Below are 20,789 nucleotides of genomic sequence, written 5' to 3'. Positions count from 1 at the left end.
TCCCGCGTTGGCGTGTCTGGAGTAGACGATTTAAAGGTGTTGAAGACTTATGGCTAAACGCGATTTTTACGAGGTGCTCGGTGTCGAGCGCGGCGCCAGCGAAGCGGAGCTGAAAAAAGCCTACCGCCGTCTGGCCATGAAGTATCACCCTGACCGTAACCCGGACGATAAAGCCGCCGAAGAGAAGTTCAAGGAAGCCAACGAGGCTTACGAAGTGCTTTCCGATGCGGCCAAACGTTCGGCCTACGATCAGTACGGGCATGCCGGTGTCGACCCGCAAATGGGTGGCGGCGGTGGCGGCCCGGGTGGGGCGAACTTCTCCGACATCTTCGGCGATGTATTCAGTGATTTCTTCGGCGGCGGTGGGCGCGGCGGTCAGCGGGGCGGCGCACAGCGCGGCAGTGACTTGCGCTACACCCTGGAGCTGGATCTGGAAGAAGCGGTGCGTGGCACTACGGTGACCATTCGCGTACCGACTTTGGTTAATTGCAAACCTTGCGATGGCTCGGGCGCGAAGAAGGGCACTACGCCGGTGACCTGTACCACCTGTGGCGGTATTGGCCAGGTGCGTATGCAGCAGGGCTTCTTCTCGGTGCAGCAGACCTGCCCGCGCTGCCACGGCAGCGGCAAGATGATCACCGACCCGTGCGGCTCCTGCCATGGCCATGGCCGGGTAGAGGAGCACAAGACTCTGTCGGTAAAAGTGCCGGCTGGCGTCGATACCGGCGACCGTATTCGTCTGTCTGGCGAAGGCGAGGCGGGTGCTATGGGCGGCCCGGCGGGCGACCTGTATGTGGTGGTGAATGTGCGCGAGCACGCGATCTTCCAGCGCGACGGTAAGCACCTGTACTGCGAAGTGCCAATCAGCTTTGCTGATGCGGCCCTTGGCGGCGAACTGGAAGTGCCGACCTTGGATGGTCGGGTCAAGCTGAAGATCCCGGAAGGTACGCAGACCGGCAAGATGTTCCGTTTGCGTGGCAAGGGCGTCGCGCCCGTGCGTGGCGGTGGTGCGGGCGATCTGATGTGCAAGGTGGCGGTGGAAACCCCGGTGCACCTGGATAAGCGTCAGCGCGAATTGCTCGATGAGTTCCGCAAAACCCTGGAAGGCGACAGCTCGCATTCGCYGWAAGCCAATGGCTGGTTCGAAGGCGTTAAGCGCTTCTTTGGCGACCTGTAAATCCCGCTGACAGGCTGCGCGGTCGCTGAGCGGCGGCTGCAGCCTGTGGCGACAGCTTGGAGCTGATAGCTATGCAACGTATTGCTGTGATGGGCGCCGCCGGGCGCATGGGCAAGACCCTGATCGAGGCTGTGCAGTTGGTCGATGGCGCAAGCCTGAGCGCGGCGATTGATCGTGCCGACAGCAGCCTGGTTGGCGCGGATGTCGGTGAGCTGGTGGCGCAGGGCAAGATTGGCGTCAATCTGTCCGGCGATCTGAATGCGGTGCTTGATCAGTTCGATGTGCTGATCGACTTCACCCATCCATCGGTCACCCTGAAGAACCTGGAAATCTGCCGTCAGGCCGGTAAATCCATGGTGATCGGCACCACCGGTTTTTCCTCGGAAGAAAAGCAGCTGCTGGCTGAGGCCGGCAAGCAGATTTCCATCGTGTTTGCCGCCAACTTCAGTGTTGGCGTCAATCTGTGCCTGAAGTTGCTCGACACTGCGGCGCGGGTGCTGGGTGATGATGTGGATATCGAAATCATCGAAGCTCACCACCGTCACAAGGTCGATGCGCCCTCTGGCACCGCCTTGCGCATGGGTGAAGTAGTGGCCAATGCCCTGGGGCGCGATCTGCAGAAGGTCGCCGTCTATGGCCGTGAAGGCCAGACCGGTGCACGTGAGCGCGAGACCATCGGTTTTGCCACGGTGCGCGCCGGTGATGTGGTCGGCGATCACACTGTGCTGTTCGCCGCCGATGGCGAACGCGTGGAAATCACCCACAAGGCATCCAGCCGCATGACCTTCGCCAAAGGCGCGGTGCGCGCGGCGTTGTGGCTGCAGGAGCGCAAGCCTGGTCTGTACGACATGCAGGACGTTCTGGGGCTGAATTGATGTTGAACTGGGGCATTCTGTCGCAGGAGTGCTTTTTGCCTGGGTCTTAAGCGCAACTGGCGGTGGACCAAAAAGGCAGTTTCCTGTAAGCTTTCTGCTTTAGTGTGTCCACTAAAGTTGCGCAGAATGAATCAGATAAAAAAGCGGGGTGACGGTCGATACGTCATCCCGCTTTTTTACAATCTGCGTTTGCTTCACGATTTAATTTTCGGAGGTTTTCTTGAGTAAGCCAGCCCTTAAACCTGCCATTTTGGCTCTTGCTGATGGCAGTATTTTTCGCGGCGAGGCCATCGGTGCCGATGGCCAGACTATTGGAGAGGTGGTTTTTAACACCGCCATGACCGGCTATCAGGAAATCCTTACCGATCCTTCCTATGCCCAGCAGATTGTCACCCTGACCTATCCGCACATCGGCAACACCGGCACCACGCCGGAAGACGCCGAGTCCAACCGCGTATGGGCAGCTGGCCTGATTATCCGTGACCTGCCGCTGACCTCCAGCAACTGGCGCAATAAGCAGCCACTGGATGAATACCTCAAGGAAAACGGCACCGTCGCCATCGCCGGTATCGATACCCGCCGCCTGACCCGCATCCTGCGTGAGAAAGGCTCGCAGAATGGCTGCATTCTGGTTGGCGATGACGCCACCGAAGAAAAAGCCCTGGAACTGGCCCGTAGCTTCCCCGGCCTTAAAGGCATGGATCTGGCCAAGGTGGTCAGCTGCACCGAGCGCTACGAGTGGCGTTCCAGCGTGTGGAGCCTGAAGGATGACAGCCACCCGCAAATCCCGGCCAGCGAGCTGCCGCATCACGTGGTTGCCTACGACTACGGCGTTAAGTGGAACATCCTGCGTATGCTGGTCGAGCGCGGTTGCCGCGTGACTGTGGTGCCGGCGCAGACGCCTGCTAGCGATGTGCTGGCGCTGAATCCCGACGGTGTGTTCCTGTCCAACGGCCCTGGCGATCCTGAGCCTTGCGACTACGCGATCCAGGCGATCAAGGACGTGCTGGAGACTGATATCCCGGTATTCGGCATCTGCCTTGGCCATCAGCTGCTGGCCCTGGCCTCCGGCGCCAAGACCCTGAAAATGGGCCACGGCCACCACGGTGCCAACCACCCGGTGCAGGACCTGAAAACCGGCGTGGTGATGATCACCAGCCAGAACCACGGTTTTGCCGTGGATGAAAGTAGCCTGCCGAGCAATGTGCGCGCCATCCACAAGTCGCTGTTCGACGGTTCCCTGCAGGGTATCGAACGCACCGACAAGGACGCCTTCAGCTTCCAGGGGCACCCCGAAGCGAGCCCCGGCCCAGCCGATGTGGCGCCGCTGTTCGACCGTTTTATCGAAGCCATGGCCAAGCGCCGCTAAACCTCGCCGACCGACCCAAGGATTCGAGTAACCGCTATGCCAAAACGTACAGACATTAAAAGCATCCTGATCCTCGGCGCTGGCCCGATTGTTATCGGCCAGGCCTGCGAGTTCGACTATTCCGGTGCCCAGGCGTGTAAAGCGCTGAAGGAAGAGGGCTACCGCGTCATTCTGGTCAACTCCAACCCGGCCACCATCATGACCGACCCGGCCATGGCGGACGCCACCTACATCGAGCCGATCAAGTGGTCCACCGTGGCCAAGATCATCGAGAAGGAGCGCCCGGACGCACTGCTGCCAACCATGGGTGGCCAGACCGCGCTGAACTGCGCGCTGGACCTGGAAAAGCACGGCATTCTGGAAAAATTCGGCGTCGAGATGATTGGCGCCAACGCCGACACCATCGACAAGGCCGAAGACCGTTCGCGCTTTGACAAGGCGATGAAAGACATCGGTCTGGCCTGTCCGGTTTCCGGCATCGCGCACAACATGGAAGAAGCCTACGGCGTGCTGGAGAAGGTTGGCTTCCCCTGCATCATCCGTCCGTCCTTCACCATGGGCGGCACTGGCGGCGGTATCGCCTACAACCGTGAAGAATTCGAAGAAATCTGCGCCCGCGGCCTGGATCTGTCGCCGACCAGCGAGCTGCTGATCGACGAATCGCTGATCGGCTGGAAGGAATACGAGATGGAGGTGGTCCGCGACAAGAAGGACAACTGCATCATCGTCTGCGCCATCGAAAACTTCGACCCGATGGGCGTGCACACTGGCGACTCGATTACCGTGGCCCCGGCGCAAACCCTGACCGATAAGGAATACCAGATCCTGCGTAACGCATCGCTTGCGGTGCTGCGCGAGATCGGTGTGGAAACCGGCGGCTCCAACGTGCAGTTCGGCATCTGCCCGAACACCGGCCGTATGGTTGTCATCGAGATGAACCCGCGCGTGTCGCGCTCCTCGGCGCTGGCCTCCAAGGCCACCGGCTTCCCAATCGCCAAGATCGCCGCCAAGCTGGCCGTGGGTTACACCCTCGACGAGCTGTCCAACGACATCACCGGCGGGCGTACTCCGGCGTCGTTCGAGCCGGCCATCGACTACGTTGTGACCAAGATTCCGCGTTTCGCCTTCGAGAAATTCCCGAAAGCCGACGCCCGTCTGACCACCCAGATGAAGTCGGTCGGTGAAGTCATGGCCATCGGCCGCACTTTCCAGGAATCCCTGCAGAAAGCCCTGCGCGGTCTGGAGGTCGGTGTTTCGGGCCTCGATCCGATGCTGGATCTGGCCGATCCGGAAGTCGAAAGCACGCTGCGCCGTGAGTTGACCGTGCCAAGCGCTGACCGCATCTGGTACATCGGCGATGCCTTCCGTGCGGGTAAGACCGTGGCCGAAGTGTTCGAGCTGACCAATATCGATGAATGGTTCCTGGTGCAGATCGAAGACCTGATCAAGGACGAAGAGCGGATCAAGACCCTGGCCTTGTCCAGTATCGACCGTGATTCGATGTACAAGCTCAAGCGCAAAGGCTTCTCCGATATTCGCCTGGCCAAGCTGCTGGGCGTGACCGAGAAGACCCTGCGCAGCCAGCGCCACAAGTTGAAAGTGCTGCCGGTGTACAAGCGCGTCGACACCTGCGCCGCCGAATTCGCCACCGACACCGCTTACATGTACTCGACCTATGAGGAAGAGTGCGAAGCCAATCCGTCGAGCCGCGACAAGATCATGATTCTCGGCGGCGGGCCGAACCGTATCGGTCAGGGCATCGAGTTCGACTACTGCTGCGTGCACGCCGCGCTGGCGCTGCGTGAAGACGGTTACGAGACCATCATGGTCAACTGCAACCCGGAAACCGTCTCCACCGACTACGACACCTCCGACCGCCTGTACTTCGAACCGGTAACCCTGGAAGACGTGCTGGAAATCGTCCGCGTCGAGCAGCCGAAAGGTGTGATCGTGCAGTACGGCGGGCAGACCCCGCTGAAGATCTGCCGAGCCCTGGAAGAGGCTGGCGTGCCGATCATCGGCACCAGCCCAGACGCCATTGACCGCGCCGAAGACCGCGAGCGCTTCCAGCAGATGGTGCAGCGTCTCGGTCTGCGTCAGCCGGCCAACGCCACCGCGCGCAGCGAAGATGAAGCCCTGGCGCACTCCAAGACCATCGGTTACCCGCTGGTGGTGCGTCCGTCCTATGTGCTGGGCGGCCGGGCGATGGAAATCGTCTATCAGGAAGACGAGCTCAAGCGTTATATGCGCGAAGCGGTAAAAGTCTCCAACGACAGCCCGGTGCTGCTCGACCACTTCCTCAACTGCGCCATTGAAGTGGACGTGGATGCGGTGTGCGACGGCGAAACCGTGGTGATTGGCGCGATCATGCAGCACATCGAACAGGCTGGCGTGCACTCCGGTGACTCGGCCTGCTCGCTGCCGCCGTACTCGCTGCCGATGCACATCCAGGACGAGATCCGTGACCAGGTCAAGAAAATGGCCCTGGAGCTCAATGTGGTGGGGCTGATGAACGTGCAGATGGCTGTGCAGGGCGAGGATATCTTCGTGATTGAAGTCAATCCGCGCGCCTCGCGTACCGTACCGTTCGTCTCCAAGTGCGTCGGCGTTTCGCTGGCCAAGGTGGCTGCCCGCGTCATGGCTGGCAAATCCCTGGCGGAAGCCGGCTACAACGCCGAGATCATCCCGCCGTATTTCAGCGTCAAGGAAGCGGTATTCCCGTTCGCCAAGTTCCCAGGCGTCGACCCGATCCTCGGCCCGGAAATGAAGTCCACCGGTGAAGTGATGGGCGTTGGCGATACCTTCGGTGAGGCTTTTGCTAAAGCGCAGATGGGTGCCAGCGAAGTGCTGCCGAACGCCGGCGTGGCCTTTATCAGTGTGCGTGACGACGACAAGCCGTTGGTGGCTGGCGTGGCTCGCGACCTGATCGAGCTGGGCTTTGAAGTGGTGGCAACCGCCGGTACCGCCAAGTTGATCGAGGCGGCTGGCTTGCCAGTGCGTCGCGTCAACAAGGTCACCGAAGGCCGTCCACACGTGGTCGACATGATCAAGAATGACGAAGTTACCCTGATCATCAACACCACCGAAGGTCGTCAGTCCATCGCCGACTCCTACTCCATTCGTCGTAACGCTCTGCAGCACAAGATTTACTGCACCACCACCATTGCGGCGGGTCAGGCGATCTGTGAGGCGCTGAAGTTTGGTCCCGAGAAGACCGTGCGCCGGCTGCAGGATCTGCATGCAGGAATCAAGGCATGATCAAATACCCAATGACCGTCCAGGGCGCGCGCGCCCTGGAAGAGGAGCTGGCGCACCTGACCAAGGTCGTGCGCCCCAAGCTCAGCCAGGATATCGGCACCGCGCGTGAGCTGGGTGACCTTAAGGAGAACGCCGAATACCATGCCGCGCGCGAGCAGCAGGGCATGGTTGAAGCGCGGGTGCGCGATATCGAAGGTCGTCTGCAGAATGCAGTGATCATTGATGTCACCACCATCGAGCACACCGGCAAGGTGATTTTCGGCACCACCGTGGAAATCGCCAACTGCGAAACCGATGAAAGCGTGACCTACCAGATCGTCGGCGAGGACGAGGCGGACATCAAGCAGCGCAAGATCTCCGTCGGTTCACCTATTGCCCGTGCCCTGATCGGCAAGAGCGAGGGTGACGTGGTGGTGGTGCAGACGCCGAGCGGCGCGCTGGAGTATGAGATTGTCGAGGTTCGCCATCTCTAAGCCGGGCGCGCGTGATGCTGGCGCGATCAGTTGGCTGCTGGCTCAGACGCTTTGGGTTGGCGGCCTCTGGTTGCTGCACTTTCTGCTGTTGCCGGCAATTACCAAGATCGGCCTGGCCTCGTTGCTGGTCGAGGAAATCAGCAATACCTTGCGGCCATTGCTGATTGGCCAGGCGGCAGTGTGCGCCGGGTTGCAGGTGCTGGTGTTGATTCGCGCTGAGCGCCTGGCAAGCCTGTGGCGTGATACCCGCGGGCAGTTGCTGCTGGTCGTGGTGGCGATGGCGGGCAGTTACTTCGCGGTACGCCAACTGCTACCCGAGACTGAACTGTGGTTGATGTTCAGTTACCTGGTCATGGCGTTTTGCGGGTTGTTGTTGGTCTTGCAGCCGGTGCCGCAAAAACTCAGGCACAGGCTCTAAGCAGCAGTATTGAGCGGGGTAGGGGTTGCAAAGGCGCTGAACGCGCCTTGCAACGGCTGATCAATCAGCCGTGATGACGGTGAACGTTGGACAGGTTCTTGTTCACTTTCGGGTTCTTGCGGTAGATCAGCGCCATTTTGCCAATCACCTGAACCAGCTCGGCTTTGCCGGCTTTGCACAGTTCATTGATGGCCGCGAGGCGGTCTTCACGCTCAGTGATGCGTAATTGCACTTTAATCAGTTCATGATCGCTCAGTGCGCGTTCCAGTTCAGTCAGCACACCTTCGGTCAGACCGTTGTCAGCCACGATCAATACAGGCTTCAAATGGTGACCGATAGATTTGAATTGTTTCTTCTGCTCTTGAGTGAGCGGCATAATCTGATTCCTGCATTTAATCTGGTAAAAAACGGCGGTTAGTTTACCCGAGCGCCTTCGGGGCCGCCCAGATATTCATGCGTTGCACATTCGAGGTATTGCGTGGCCCGTTCCAAGACCAGTCAAGGTTGGCTGAAAGAGCATTTCAACGACCCCTACGTCAAAATGGCGCAGAAGGATGGCTATCGTTCGCGCGCCAGCTACAAGCTGCTGGAGATTCAGGAGAAGGATCGCATCCTCAGGCCTGGCATCACTGTAGTCGATCTGGGGGCCGCGCCTGGCGGCTGGTCGCAGGTCACCAGTCGGGTGATCGGTGACAAGGGGCGTTTGATCGCTTCAGATATTCTGGAGATGGACAGCATCCCTGATGTCACCTTTATCCAGGGCGACTTCACCGACGACGCGGTGTTCGCGCAGATTCTCGAAGCCATCGGCGAACACCCGGTAGACCTTGTGATTTCCGATATGGCCCCCAATATGAGTGGAGTAAGGGAGTCGGATCAGCCGCGTGCGATGTACCTGTGTGAGTTGGCGCTGGATTTGTCGACCCGAGTGTTGCGTCCGGGTGGGGATTTTCTGATCAAGATCTTCCAGGGCGAAGGTTTTGATCTGTACCACAAACAGGTGCGTCAGCTGTTCGACAAGGTGCAGATGCGCAAGCCGCTGTCCTCGCGTGACCGCTCCCGCGAGCAATATATGCTGGCGCGGGGCTTTCGCGGCCTCTGATGGCTGCAGGCTTTGCGGCGAATTGTGGTGGGGCTTTGCGGTCTCACAACAAATAAAGGGTTACAGACGGCGTCTGCCAGGGGTGGGCGTTGTGTAGTAAGTTAGATCGGTACATAACTGGTCGTCATGCGAAGCGCGCTTCGACACGGGGCCTGCTTCAGAGGGTAGCTAATTGAACGACATGGCAAAGAATCTAGTCCTGTGGCTGATCATCGCCGCCGTCTTGGTGACGGTGATGAACAATTTTTCCAGCCCCACTGAGTCGAACAAACTCAACTATTCGCAGTTTATCCAGCAGGTTCAGGATGGCGGCGTTAAGCGGGTGACGGTGGATGGTTTCATCATCAGTGGTACCCGTACCGATGGTTCCTCGTTCGAGACCGTGCGTCCGGCGATTCAGGACAATGGCCTGATCAAGGACCTGATGGACAACAACGTCGAGATCGTCGGCAAGCAGCCTGAGCAGCAGAGCATCTGGACTCAGCTGCTGGTCGCCAGCTTCCCGATTCTGGTGATCATCGCTGTGTTCATGTTCTTTATGCGCCAGATGCAAGGTGGTGCGGGCGGCAAGGGCGGACCGATGAGCTTCGGCAAGAGCAAGGCGCGCCTGCTCTCGGAAGATCAGGTCAAGACCACCTTCGCTGACGTCGCCGGTTGCGACGAGGCCAAGGAAGAAGTCAGCGAGCTGGTCGAATTCCTGCGTGATCCGGGCAAGTTCCAGCGTCTCGGTGGGCGTATCCCGCGTGGCGTGCTGATGGTGGGCTCGCCTGGTACTGGTAAAACCTTGCTGGCCAAGGCAGTTGCTGGCGAAGCCAAGGTGCCGTTCTTCACCATCTCCGGTTCGGACTTCGTCGAGATGTTCGTCGGTGTCGGTGCATCCCGTGTGCGTGACATGTTCGAGCAGGCCAAGAAGCACGCGCCGTGCATCATCTTTATCGACGAGATCGACGCGGTGGGTCGTCACCGTGGCGCTGGCATGGGTGGTGGTCACGACGAGCGTGAGCAGACTCTCAACCAGTTGCTGGTAGAGATGGATGGCTTCGAAATGAATGACGGCATCATCGTGATCGCCGCCACCAACCGTCCTGACGTGCTCGACCCTGCCTTGTTGCGTCCAGGTCGTTTCGACCGTCAGGTCGTGGTTGGCTTGCCGGATATTCGTGGCCGCGAGCAGATTCTCAAAGTGCACATGCGCAAAGTACCGATGGGTGAAGACGTTGCCCCAGCAGTGATTGCGCGCGGTACACCGGGCTTCTCCGGTGCCGACCTGGCCAACCTGGTTAACGAGGCCTCGCTGTTCGCTGCCCGTGCCGGTAAGCGTGTGGTCGAGATGAAAGAGTTCGAACTGGCCAAAGACAAGATCATGATGGGCGCCGAGCGCAAAACCATGGTCATGTCGGACAAGGAAAAGCTCAACACCGCCTTCCACGAAGCTGGTCACGCGATTGTCGGGCGCCTGGTGCCTGAGCATGACCCGGTCTACAAGGTGTCGATCATTCCGCGCGGTCGTGCCCTGGGCGTGACCATGTTCCTCCCTGAGGAAGATCGTTACAGCCTGAGCAAGCGTGCACTAACTAGTCAGATCTGCTCGTTGTTCGGTGGTCGTATCGCCGAAGAAATGACCCTGGGCTTCGATGGCGTCACCACCGGTGCGTCCAACGACATCATGCGTGCTACCCAGTTGGCCAAGAACATGGTCACCAAGTGGGGCTTGTCGGAAAAACTTGGCCCGCTGATGTATGCGGAAGAAGAGGGGGAAGTCTTCCTCGGTCGCAGCATGGGCAGCAACCAGAGCAACGTTTCGGCCGATACCGCCAAGCTGATTGATCAGGAAGTGCGCAGCATCATTGACGAATGCTACGGCACCGCCAAGCGCCTGCTGCAGGAAAACCGCGACAAGCTCGATGCCATGGCTGACGCGCTGATGAAGTACGAAACCATCGATGCCGAGCAAATCGAAGACATCATGAATGGCCTCGCGCCGCGTGAGCCGAAAGGCTGGCAGGGCGGTGACGACAACAACGGCACGCCGAGCGCGCCAGTTGAAGTCGCTGAGTCCGCAGAAAAACCAATTGGTGGCCCAGCCGCCGAGCTTTAAGGTTTTCCATGTCTGTTGCGCCAACCTTTGACCGGCTGCCCTGTGGCAGCCGGTTTCTTGATTTAAGCCGTCCGCAAGTGATGGGCATCCTTAACGTCACTCCCGACTCCTTCTCCGATGGTGGGCGCTATGGCCAGCGTGATGCGGCTTTGCGTCATGCCGAGGCGATGCTGCAGGCCGGGGCGACGCTGATTGATGTTGGTGGTGAATCGACCCGCCCCGGTGCTCGTGCGGTTTCTCCGGTTGAGGAGCTGGAGCGGGTTGCGCCCATCGTCGAGGCTATTGCCGCCGAGCTGGATGTGATCATCTCGGTGGATACCTCAACGCCGGCGGTCATTCGCGAAACTGCGCGGCTGGGTGCTGGTTTGATTAATGACGTGCGCTCATTGCAGCGCGACGGCGCTGTGGATGCGGCAGCGGATAGCGGCCTGCCGGTGTGCCTGATGCATATGCGCGGTGAACCAAGCACCATGCAGCAGAGCCCTCAATACCCTGATGTCGTGGCGGAAGTGCGCGAGTTTCTGCTTGAGCGTCTGGCGGCCTGTGCGGCGGCAGGGATTGGCGCTGAGCGAGTCATTCTTGACCCGGGTTTCGGTTTTGCGAAAACCCTGGAGCACAATCTTTCGCTGTTCAAGCATTTGCAGGCGCTGCATGCGTTGGGTCGGCCTTTGCTGGTCGGGGTGTCGCGCAAGAGTATGATCGGCAAGGTGCTGGGGCATGAGGTGGGCGAGCGCCTGTATGGCAGCCTGGCCTTGGCCGCGTTGGCGCTGAGCAAAGGCGCACATATCCTGCGGGTCCACGATGTGGCGCAAACGGTTGATGTAGTACGGATGATCGCCGCGGTTGAAGTGGCCGAATAAGTTAGAAGGAATTGTGGGATGGGTAGAAAATTTTTTGGTACTGACGGTATTCGTGGGCGTGTCGGTGACTTCCCTATTACCCCGGAGTTCATGCTCAAGCTCGGCTGGGCGGCCGGGATGGCGTTTCGCAAGCAGGGCAAGTGCCGCATTCTGATCGGCAAGGACACGCGCATCTCCGGTTATATGTTCGAGTCTGCCTTGGAGGCGGGCTTGTCTGCGGCCGGCGCGGATGTGATGCTGCTCGGCCCGATGCCGACGCCGGCCATCGCCTACCTGACCCGTACCTTTCATGCCGAGGCTGGGATCGTTATCAGTGCCTCGCACAATCCGCATCATGACAACGGCATCAAGTTCTTCTCCGGGCAGGGCACCAAGCTGCCGGACGAAATCGAGCTGATGATCGAAGAGTTGCTCGATCAGCCGATGACCGTGGTCGAGTCCGAGCAGCTGGGTAAAGTCTCGCGAATTAATGACGCTGCCGGGCGCTATATCGAGTTCTGCAAGAGCAGTGTGCCGAGCAGCACCGACTTTGCCGGGCTGAAAATCGTCGTCGATTGCGCCCATGGCGCCGCGTACAAGGTTGCCCCTAGCGTATTCCGCGAGTTGGGTGCGCAGGTCACTGTGCTTTCAGCGCAACCCAATGGGCTGAATATCAATGACAACTGCGGCTCGACCCACGTCGAAGCGCTGCAGGCTGAAGTGCTGGCGCAGCAGGCTGATCTGGGTATCGCCTTCGACGGTGATGCGGATCGGGTGCTGATGGTCGATCACGCTGGCGCCGTAGTTGATGGTGATGAGCTGCTGTTTATCATCGCCCGTGATCTGCTGGAGCGCGGCAAGCTGCAAGGTGGCGTCGTCGGTACGCTGATGAGCAACCTCGGCTTGGAGCTGGCTCTGGCTGATCTGGGCATTCCGTTTGTCCGCGCCAAGGTTGGCGACCGTTACGTGATTGCCGAGTTGCTGTCGCGCAACTGGCAGCTGGGCGGGGAGAACTCCGGCCATCTGGTGTGTTTCCAGCACACCACGACCGGTGATGCGATCATCGCTGCACTGCAGGTGCTGATGGCGCTCAAGCGTCGTGGGCAAACTCTGGGTGAGGCGCGGTTGGGTATGCAGAAGTGCCCACAAGTGCTGGTGAACGTACGCTTTGCCGGTGGTGTTGACCCGCTGGAGCATCCTGCTGTGCAGCAGGCTAGCGCGCGGGTAACTGAGCAAATGGCTGGGCGTGGGCGGGTGCTGCTGCGCAAATCCGGCACCGAGCCATTGGTGCGTGTGATGGTCGAGGGTGACGATGAAGGCCAGGTGCGCGGCTATGCCGATGAATTGGCTAAAGTTGTTGCGGATGTATGTGCTTGATTCGGCTTGCCAGTCGGGTAGCTGTTGGGTAACATCTGCGCCCTCTTTGACCGACGAGGTAAAGCATGCGTCGCCCAATGGTTGCTGGTAACTGGAAAATGCACGGTACCCGCGCCAGCGTCGCAGAGCTGATCAACGGTCTCAATCAGCAGGTGTTGCCTGCTGATGTAGATGTAGCGGTTTTCCCGTCTTGTTTGCATCTTGGCCAGGTGGTTGATGGTCTTGCAGGCAAGGCTGTTGCGGTAGGTGCGCAAGATTGCGCGACTGAAGCACAGCAAGGTGCTTTGACTGGCGAAGTAGCCGCAAGTCAGTTACATGACGCGAGCTGTGCACTGGTGCTGGTTGGTCACTCCGAGCGTAGATCGCTGCTGGGTGAAAGTGATGAGGTTGTGACGCGCAAATTTGCGGCGGCGCAGTCTTCAGGTTTGCTTCCAGTGCTGTGTGTCGGCGAAACCTTGGCTCAGCGTGAAGCGGGGCAAACGCTTGATGTGGTTGCTGCGCAGTTGTCTGCGGTAACCGATGCGTTGGGTGTTGAGGTGTTTGCGCGTGCAGTTATTGCCTATGAGCCTGTTTGGGCCATTGGCACTGGTCTGACAGCATCGCCTGCGCAGGCGCAGGAAGTGCATGCGGCAATTCGCGCACAGTTGGCGGCGAAAAGCCCTGAGTTGGCGGGCAAGGTAAGAATTCTTTATGGCGGCAGTGTCAAGGCCGCCAGTGCAGCCGAGTTGTTCGGTATGCCGGATATCGATGGGGGGCTTGTGGGTGGAGCCTCTCTGAATGCGGGTGAGTTCGGTGCGATCTGTCGCGCCGCAGGAAGCTAAAGAAATGCTGGAAACAGTTATCGTTGTTCTTCATCTGCTGGGTGCTATCGGTGTTGTTGTGCTGGTTTTGCTGCAGCAGGGTAAAGGTGCGGACGCAGGTGCTTCTTTTGGTGCGGGTGCTTCTTCTACCGTATTCGGTAGTCAAGGAACCACTACCTTTTTGAGTCGCGTTACTGCTATACTCGCCACCGCTTTTTTCATGACTAGCTTGGGTTTAGCGTTCTTTGCTAAAGACAAAGCTGATGGTATGGCTCAGGTCGGTTTGCCTGATCCAGCAGTCCTGGAAGTACAACAGGCTAAGCCAGCTGTTGAAGATGTACCTGTTCTTGATGCAGCTAAGCCGGCTACCGAAGCGGCGGACGTACCTCAGGCTCCTGAGCAGCAGTAATACGCAGTAGGTTGTACGCAACAAACGATTTTGCCGAGGTGGTGGAATTGGTAGACACGCTACCTTGAGGTGGTAGTGGCCATAGGCTGTAGGGGTTCGAGTCCCCTCCTCGGTACCAATTTTCAGGAAGGCCCGCTCGATGCGGGCCTTTTTGTTGCTGGAGTGTCGATTGACCCTGCTTGGGGTTCAGTCGTATAATCCGGCCCCAGCTTTGATGTGGGATTGAGCAGCAAGGTCGCTCCTCGGGTGTTTAATCCGAAGCTGGCTGGGTAAAACCAGCCCCCGCATTGAGTTGCAGAGGAGCCCCTTTTAAGGGGCTTTTTGCTAGCTGGGCGACAGCTTTGCCGGCCTTTCGAGGGCGGTTTGATGATGGGCGATTCGCCCATTTTTTATTTTTACAGCATGCGCGAGGGGTTCAGGTGTCGAGCAAGCTAGAACAGTTGCAGGCCTTGGTGGCCCCGGTAGTCGAGGCTCTTGGCTACCAATGTTGGGGTGTCGAGTTCCTGTCACAAGGGCGGCATTCTCTGCTGCGAATTTATATTGATAAACAGCCTAACGGCGTACTGATCGAAGACTGTGAAATTGTCAGTCGGCAGATCAGTGGTGTGCTCGATGTCGAGGACCCGATCAGCGCCGAGTACACCCTTGAGGTGTCCTCGCCAGGTATGGATCGGCCGCTGTTCACCATTGAACAGTTCGCCAGCCATGCCGGTGAGCAAGTGAAGATCAAGCTGCGCTCGCCTTTTGAAGGTCGACGCAACTTCCAGGGCCTTCTGCGCGGTGTGGAAGAGCAGGACGTGGTAGTGCAGGTGGATGACCATGAATTCCTGTTGCCGATCGACATGATCGACAAGGCCAACATTATCCCCAGGTTTGATTGAGACGCGGATCCCCCGCAAGTGGCGCGGATAGCGCGGATCCAATGGATTGCGAAAGGCGAGGCGTACGATGAGCAAAGAAGTACTGCTGGTTGTTGAGTCGGTATCCAACGAAAAGGGCGTACCGGCGAGCGTAATTTTTGAGGCGCTGGAGCTGGCTTTGGCCACGGCTACCAAGAAGCGTTTTGAAGATGAAGTCGAGTTGCGTGTGGCGATCAATCGTCAGACCGGCAACTACGAAACATTCCGCTGCTGGACAGTGGTTGAAGAAAGTGACTTTGATGATCCTGCACACCAGGTCACCACTGACATGCCGCGTGCAGTAGAAGCCAACGCCAAAGTTGGTGACGTGCTGGAAGAGAAGATCGAGTCCATCGAGTTCGGTCGTATTGCCGCGCAAACCGCCAAGCAAGTGATTGTGCAGAAAGTCCGCGAAGCTGAGCGTGCTCAGGTGGTCGAGGCTTACCGCGAGCGCCTGGGTGAAATCATCTCCGGCACCGTGAAGAAAGTCACCCGTGACAGCGTCATCGTTGATCTGGGTAACAACGCTGAAGCCATGCTGGCGCGCGAAGACATCATCTCCCGCGAAACTTTTCGTGTCGGTGTGCGCCTGCGCGCCCTGCTCAAGGAAATTCGCACCGAGAACCGCGGCCCGCAGCTGATCCTCTCGCGCACCGCGCCGGAAATGCTCATCGAGCTGTTCCGCATCGAAGTGCCAGAGATCGCCGAAGAGCTGATCGAAGTCATGGGCGCGTCCCGTGATCCGGGTTCGCGCGCCAAGCTGGCCGTGCGTTCCAAAGACAAACGCATCGACCCGCAGGGTGCCTGTATCGGCATGCGCGGTTCGCGCGTGCAAGCAGTTTCCGGCGAATTGGCGGGTGAGCGTGTGGATATCGTGCTGTGGGATGACAATCCCGCGCAGTTCGTGATCAACGCCATGTCGCCGGCCGAAGTTGCAGCCATCATCGTTGACGAAGATGCCCATGCCATGGACATCGCCGTTGGCGCAGACAACCTTGCTCAGGCCATTGGTCGTGGCGGTCAGAACGTGCGTTTGGCCAGTCAGTTGACTGGCTGGACCTTGAACGTGATGACCGAAGCGGACATCCAGGCCAAGCAGCAAGCTGAAACAGGCGACATCCTGCAGCGCTTTATCGACGAGCTGGAAGTCGACGAAGAACTGGCCCAGGTGTTGGTCGAAGAGGGCTTCACCAGCCTTGAAGAAATTGCCTACGTACCGATGGAAGAAATGCTCAGCATTGATGGCTTTGACGAGGATATCGTCAACGAGCTCCGCGCCCGTGCCAAAGATCGCTTGCTGACTAAAGCCATCGCCAACGAGGAAAAGCTGGCAGATGCCCACCCAGCCGAAGACTTGCTCTCGCTTGAGGGGATGGATAAGGCGCTTGCGCATGAACTGGCAGTGCGCGGCGTTGTTAACCGCGAAGACCTGGCCGAGCAGTCGATTGATGACCTGCTCGACATCGACGGTATCGACGCTGAGCGAGCCGGCAAGTTGATCATGGCCGCCCGAGCCCATTGGTTCGAGTAAGCAGTTGCGGCCTGAGGAGAGAAATGCATGACGCAAGTCACGGTTAAAGAACTGGCCCAAGTGGTCAATACGCCGGTTGAACGCCTGCTGCAGCAAATGAGTGAGGCAGGTTTGCCGCACAAGAGTGCTGAGCAAGCGGTGACCGACAGTGAGAAGCAGGCCCTGTTGGCCCATCTCAAGAGCAGTCACGGCGACAGCAAGACAGAAGAGCCGCGCAAGATTACCTTGCAGCGCAAAACTACCAGCACCCTGCGGGTTGCCGGCAGCAAGACCATCAGCGTCGAAGTGCGCAAGAAGAAAACCTTCGTCAAGCGCAGCGCTGAAGAAATCGAAGCTGAAAAGCAGCGTGAGCTGGCTGAGCAGCGCGCTGTAGCTGAAGCGGCCAAGGCGAAAGCTGACGAAGAAGCCAAGCGTCGCGCTGCAGAAGAAGCGCAGCGCCCTGCACCTGCTGCTGGCGAAGCAGTAGTTGAAGCAGCTCCGATTGTAGCGGTTGATCTGCCAGTAATGGCGGCTCCTGCGGCCGACGAGCGCAAGAAAGATGAACCGCGCCGTCCAGACAAGGCGCGCAATGATGATGCCGACCGTCGTGGTGGTGAGCGCAAGACCACCCAGCATCGTCCGACCGTCAAGGAAAAGGCTCCGGCACCACGTGTCGCACCGCGTTCCATCGACGAGGAAAGCGACAGCTTCCGTCGTGGTGGTCGTGGCAAGGCCAAGCTGAAGAAGCGTAATGCTCACGGCTTCCAGAGCCCGACGGGGCCGATCGTGCGTGAAGTGAAGATTGGCGAGACCATCACTGTGGGCGATCTGGCTCAGCAGATGTCGGTCAAAGCCGCCGAAATCATCAAGTTCATGTTCAAGCTGGGTACCCCGGCGACCATCAACCAGGTTCTGGATCAGGAAACTGCCCAGCTGGTTGCTGAGGAACTGGGCCACAAGGTCATCCTGGTCAGCGACACGGCTCTGGAAGACTCCCTGGCTGAATCGCTGAAGTTTGAAGGCGAGACCTTTGCTCGTGCGCCGGTTGTTACCGTTATGGGTCACGTTGACCACGGTAAAACCTCGCTGCTCGACTACATCCGTCGCGCCAAGGTGGCTGCTGGCGAAGCCGGTGGTATCACCCAGCACATCGGCGCCTACCACGTAGAAACCGAACGCGGCATGGTTACCTTCCTCGACACCCCAGGCCACGCTGCGTTTACCGCGATGCGTGCTCGTGGTGCCAAGGCGACCGATATCGTGATCCTGGTGGTTGCCGCGGACGACGGCGTGATGCCGCAGACCATTGAAGCCGTTCAGCATGCTCAGGCTGCTGGCGTGCCGCTGGTGGTTGCGGTGAACAAGATCGACAAGCCGGGCGCTGACCTTGATCGCATTCGTAGCGAACTGTCGGTACACGGCGTGACCTCTGAAGAGTGGGGCGGTGATACGCCATTCGTCTCGGTGTCGGCGAAAGTCGGTACGGGTGTCGACGAACTGCTCGAGGCCGTGCTGCTGCAGGCCGAGATCCTCGAACTGAAAGCTACTCCATCGGCCCCGGGCCGTGGTGTGGTGGTTGAATCGCGTCTTGATAAAGGCCGCGGTCCGGTTGCGACCGTGCTGGTTCAGGACGGTACTCTGCGTCAAGGCGACATGGTGCTGATCGGTTCCAACTACGGTCGTATCCGCGCCATGCTCGATGAGAACGGCAAGCCGATTAAAGAAGCGGGCCCGTCGATTCCAGTCGAGATTCTCGGCCTGGACGGCACCCCGGATGCTGGCGACGACATGAGCGTGCTGGCTGACGAGAAGAAAGCCCGTGAAGTTGCGCTGTTCCGCCAAGGCAAGTTCCGCGAAGTGAAACTGGCCCGTGCGCATGCCGGCAAGCTGGAAAACATCTTCGAGAACATGGGCCAGGAAGAGAAGAAGACGCTCAACATCGTCCTCAAATCCGACGTCCGTGGTTCGCTGGAAGCGCTGCAAGGCTCGCTTAGCGGCCTGGGTAACGATGAAGTGCAAGTGCGTGTGGTCGGTGGCGGCGTCGGTGGTATCACCGAATCCGATGCCAACCTGGCGCTGGCCTCCAACGCTGTACTGTTCGGCTTCAACGTGCGTGCCGATGCCGGCGCGCGCAAGATCGTCGAGCAGGAAGGTCTGGATATGCGTTACTACAACGTGATCTACGACATTATCGAAGACGTCAAGAAAGCCCTGACCGGCATGCTCGGCAGCGATGTTCGCGAGAACATTCTGGGTATCGCCGAAGTGCGTGACGTATTCCGTTCGCCGAAATTCGGTGCAATTGCCGGTTGTATGGTGGTCGAGGGTACGGTCTTCCGTAACCGTCCGATCCGCGTACTGCGCGACGATGTAGTGATCTTCGAAGGCGAGCTGGAATCCCTGCGTCGCTTCAAAGACGATGCCTCCGAAGTGCGTAACGGCATGGAGTGCGGTATCGGCGTGAAGAGCTACAACGACGTCAAGGTCGGCGACAAGATCGAAGTGTTCGAGAAAGTCCAAGTGGCTCGTAGCCTGTAAGAATCTGTTTCGGATTCAAGCGAGCTAGAGCGAGACAAGGCAAAAATGGCTGAGGAAGCGGAGTTTACGAATTGTAAATGAGCATTCCGAGGCCATTTTTAACGCAGTATCGCCGACGCGCAGCTGATCCGAGACTGGTTCTAAGCACGAGTCGCAATATGCAGCGCCCGGCCCCGCTTTTGCGCGGCCGGGCGTTTGCCGCTTTTAGGTCCGCTGCTTTTTGAGCCGCGTGACGAGTGAAGGTAGTAGAAATGGCCAAAGAATTTAGCCGGGCCCAGCGCATCGGCGACCAGATACAGCGCGAACTGGCGCAGTTGATCCGCCTGGAAATCAAAGACCCGCGTCTTGGCGGCCTGGTGACCATCACGGCGGTGGAAGTCAGCCGCGACTCCAGCCATGCCAAGGTGTTCGTCACTATCATGGGTGGCGAGCCGGAAGAGGGTGTTGATCCCGTCGTGCAGAGCATCAAGGTGCTCAACGATGCCAGCGGCTTCCTGCGTATGCAGTTGGGCAAGGCGATGAAGCTGCGCAGCGTGCCGAACCTGCGTTTCCATTACGACGAAAGCGTGATTCGCGGTGCGCAGCTGTCGGCCTTGATCGAACGTGCAGTCAGCGAAGACCGTCAGCACGGTGATGAACCCGAGGCCAAGGAGTAAGCGCGTGGCCCAGGTCAAACGTATTCGTCGTGCCGTCGATGGCATCATCCTGCTGGATAAGCCCAAGGGCTTTAGCTCCAACGCCGCCTTGCAGAAGGTGCGCTGGTTGCTGAATGCCGAGAAGGCCGGGCACACCGGCAGCCTTGATCCCCTGGCCACTGGCGTACTGCCGCTGTGCTTTGGCGAGGCGACCAAGTTCTCCCAGTACCTGCTGGATGCTGACAAAGGCTACGAAACCCTGATGCAACTGGGCGTCACCACCACCACTGCCGATGCCGAAGGTGAAGTGCTGGAACGCCGCCCGGTGACCGTTGGTCGCGCCGATATCGAAGCGGTTCTGCCCGGTTTTCGTGGTGAAATCAGCCAGATACCGCCGATGTACTCGGCGCTCAAGCGCGACGGTCAGCCACTTTACAAGCTGGCCCGTGCCGGTGAAGTAGTGGAGCGCGAGCCGCGTTCTGTTACTATTGCGCGCCTGGAATTACTGGGCTGCGAGGCGGAGCAAGCGCGCCTGGCGGTCGATTGCAGCAAAGGCACCTATATCCGCACTTTGGTCGAAGACATCGGCCACCTGCTGGGCTGTGGGGCACACGTTGCAGAGCTGCGCAGAACCAAAGCCGGCCCCTTCGACTTGAGCCGCACGGTAACGCTCGAAGAGCTGGAGCGGGTGCATGGCGAAGGTGGCAACGAAGCGGTTGACCAGTTCCTGCAACCGGTCGATAGCGGCTTGCAACACTGGCCGCTGCTGCAGTTCTCCGAGCACAGTTCGTTTTACTGGCTGCAAGGGCAGCCGGTACGCGCCCCGGAAGCGCCGAAGTTCGGCATGGTACGGGTGCAAGATCACAATGGTCGCTTTATCGGTATCGGTGAAGTGAGCGAAGACGGGCGCATAGCGCCGCGTCGATTGATTCGGTCGGCATGACCGTAGCGCAGGCAGGGGGTTTTGGCTCTGGTCTGCGTGTATCGAGGGTGGCTGTTAATAGGCGCGGTC

At 59.1% G+C, this 20,789-nt stretch carries 18 protein-coding genes and 1 tRNA gene; 18 read left to right on the top strand and 1 reads right to left on the bottom strand.

Annotated elements, in window-relative coordinates; translation table 11 throughout:
• The first annotated feature begins 49 nt into the window (after positions 1 to 49).
• From dnaJ to P3C18_RS09890, 6 genes are all read left to right on the top strand, one after another.
• The gene (gene dnaJ / locus P3C18_RS09915; RefSeq protein ID WP_275961698.1) at positions 50 to 1,177 is read left to right on the top strand and encodes a molecular chaperone DnaJ; all 1,128 of its coding nucleotides are present in this window, start codon (positions 50 to 52) and stop codon (positions 1,175 to 1,177) included.
• Between the two features lie 71 nt (positions 1,178 to 1,248).
• On the top strand, positions 1,249 to 2,052 hold the full coding sequence (gene dapB / locus P3C18_RS09910) for a 4-hydroxy-tetrahydrodipicolinate reductase (protein ID WP_275961697.1): 804 nt from the start codon (positions 1,249 to 1,251) through the stop codon (positions 2,050 to 2,052).
• 220 nt (positions 2,053 to 2,272) lie between these two features.
• On the top strand, positions 2,273 to 3,421 hold the full coding sequence (gene carA / locus P3C18_RS09905) for a glutamine-hydrolyzing carbamoyl-phosphate synthase small subunit (RefSeq protein WP_275961696.1): 1,149 nt from the start codon (positions 2,273 to 2,275) through the stop codon (positions 3,419 to 3,421).
• 36 nt (positions 3,422 to 3,457) lie between these two features.
• Positions 3,458 to 6,679, top strand: coding sequence for a carbamoyl-phosphate synthase large subunit (gene carB / locus P3C18_RS09900; RefSeq protein ID WP_275961695.1), 3,222 nt, complete (start codon positions 3,458 to 3,460; stop codon positions 6,677 to 6,679).
• A complete protein-coding gene (gene greA, locus P3C18_RS09895) occupies positions 6,676 to 7,152 on the top strand; it encodes a transcription elongation factor GreA (RefSeq protein WP_275961694.1) in 477 nt (158 codons plus the stop codon). The genes carB and greA overlap by 4 nt, the downstream gene beginning before the upstream one ends.
• Positions 7,124 to 7,570 carry a DUF4149 domain-containing protein gene (locus P3C18_RS09890; RefSeq protein WP_275961693.1) on the top strand — a complete coding sequence of 149 codons (447 nt, stop codon included), beginning with the start codon at positions 7,124 to 7,126 and terminating at the stop codon, positions 7,568 to 7,570. The genes greA and P3C18_RS09890 overlap by 29 nt, the downstream gene beginning before the upstream one ends.
• A 64-nt stretch (positions 7,571 to 7,634) precedes the next feature.
• On the opposite strand, the gene yhbY is transcribed toward P3C18_RS09890, so the two are convergent.
• Positions 7,635 to 7,946 (bottom strand): ribosome assembly RNA-binding protein YhbY, encoded by a 312-nt coding sequence (yhbY, locus tag P3C18_RS09885; RefSeq protein ID WP_275961692.1) that lies wholly within the window; start codon positions 7,944 to 7,946, stop codon positions 7,635 to 7,637.
• Positions 7,947 to 8,048: 102 nt separating this feature from the next.
• Between yhbY and rlmE the strand changes: the two genes are divergently transcribed.
• The 12 genes from rlmE to truB all read left to right on the top strand — a co-directional run bounded on the left by rlmE (position 8,049) and on the right by truB (position 20,720).
• Positions 8,049 to 8,672, top strand: a complete 624-nt coding sequence (gene rlmE, locus P3C18_RS09880) for a 23S rRNA (uridine(2552)-2'-O)-methyltransferase RlmE (protein WP_275961691.1) — start codon at positions 8,049 to 8,051, stop codon at positions 8,670 to 8,672.
• A gap of 181 nt (positions 8,673 to 8,853) precedes the next feature.
• A complete protein-coding gene (gene ftsH, locus P3C18_RS09875) occupies positions 8,854 to 10,770 on the top strand; it encodes an ATP-dependent zinc metalloprotease FtsH (protein WP_275961690.1) in 1,917 nt (638 codons plus the stop codon).
• Positions 10,771 to 10,778: 8 nt separating this feature from the next.
• Positions 10,779 to 11,630: a dihydropteroate synthase gene (folP, locus tag P3C18_RS09870; protein ID WP_275961689.1), complete on the top strand. Its 852-nt coding sequence runs from the start codon at positions 10,779 to 10,781 to the stop codon at positions 11,628 to 11,630.
• Between the two features lie 18 nt (positions 11,631 to 11,648).
• Positions 11,649 to 12,986, top strand: a complete 1,338-nt coding sequence (glmM, locus tag P3C18_RS09865) for a phosphoglucosamine mutase (RefSeq protein ID WP_275961688.1) — start codon at positions 11,649 to 11,651, stop codon at positions 12,984 to 12,986.
• 65 nt (positions 12,987 to 13,051) lie between these two features.
• A complete protein-coding gene (gene tpiA / locus P3C18_RS09860) occupies positions 13,052 to 13,807 on the top strand; it encodes a triose-phosphate isomerase (protein WP_275961687.1) in 756 nt (251 codons plus the stop codon).
• Positions 13,808 to 13,811: 4 nt separating this feature from the next.
• Positions 13,812 to 14,195 carry a preprotein translocase subunit SecG gene (gene secG, locus P3C18_RS09855; protein WP_275961686.1) on the top strand — a complete coding sequence of 128 codons (384 nt, stop codon included), beginning with the start codon at positions 13,812 to 13,814 and terminating at the stop codon, positions 14,193 to 14,195.
• A gap of 32 nt (positions 14,196 to 14,227) precedes the next feature.
• A tRNA-Leu gene (locus tag P3C18_RS09850) sits at positions 14,228 to 14,313 on the top strand.
• 301 nt (positions 14,314 to 14,614) lie between these two features.
• Positions 14,615 to 15,076 (top strand): ribosome maturation factor RimP, encoded by a 462-nt coding sequence (gene rimP, locus P3C18_RS09845; protein ID WP_275961685.1) that lies wholly within the window; start codon positions 14,615 to 14,617, stop codon positions 15,074 to 15,076.
• 67 nt (positions 15,077 to 15,143) lie between these two features.
• Positions 15,144 to 16,625: a transcription termination factor NusA gene (nusA, locus tag P3C18_RS09840; RefSeq protein ID WP_090255980.1), complete on the top strand. Its 1,482-nt coding sequence runs from the start codon at positions 15,144 to 15,146 to the stop codon at positions 16,623 to 16,625.
• Positions 16,626 to 16,652: 27 nt separating this feature from the next.
• Complete coding sequence (infB, locus tag P3C18_RS09835; protein ID WP_275961684.1) at positions 16,653 to 19,142, top strand: translation initiation factor IF-2; 2,490 nt, start codon at positions 16,653 to 16,655, stop codon at positions 19,140 to 19,142.
• Between the two features lie 251 nt (positions 19,143 to 19,393).
• The gene (gene rbfA, locus P3C18_RS09830; RefSeq protein WP_275961683.1) at positions 19,394 to 19,798 is read left to right on the top strand and encodes a 30S ribosome-binding factor RbfA; all 405 of its coding nucleotides are present in this window, start codon (positions 19,394 to 19,396) and stop codon (positions 19,796 to 19,798) included.
• Between the two features lie 4 nt (positions 19,799 to 19,802).
• Positions 19,803 to 20,720: a tRNA pseudouridine(55) synthase TruB gene (gene truB, locus P3C18_RS09825; protein WP_275961682.1), complete on the top strand. Its 918-nt coding sequence runs from the start codon at positions 19,803 to 19,805 to the stop codon at positions 20,718 to 20,720.
• Positions 20,721 to 20,789 lie beyond the last annotated feature (69 nt).

It is taken from the genome of Pseudomonas sp. 1928-m, assembly GCF_029269135.1.
Taxonomy (GTDB): domain Bacteria; phylum Pseudomonadota; class Gammaproteobacteria; order Pseudomonadales; family Pseudomonadaceae; genus Aquipseudomonas.
The sequence above is the reverse complement of the archived record's forward strand: the minus strand, read 5'-3'. Positions and strand labels throughout refer to the sequence as shown.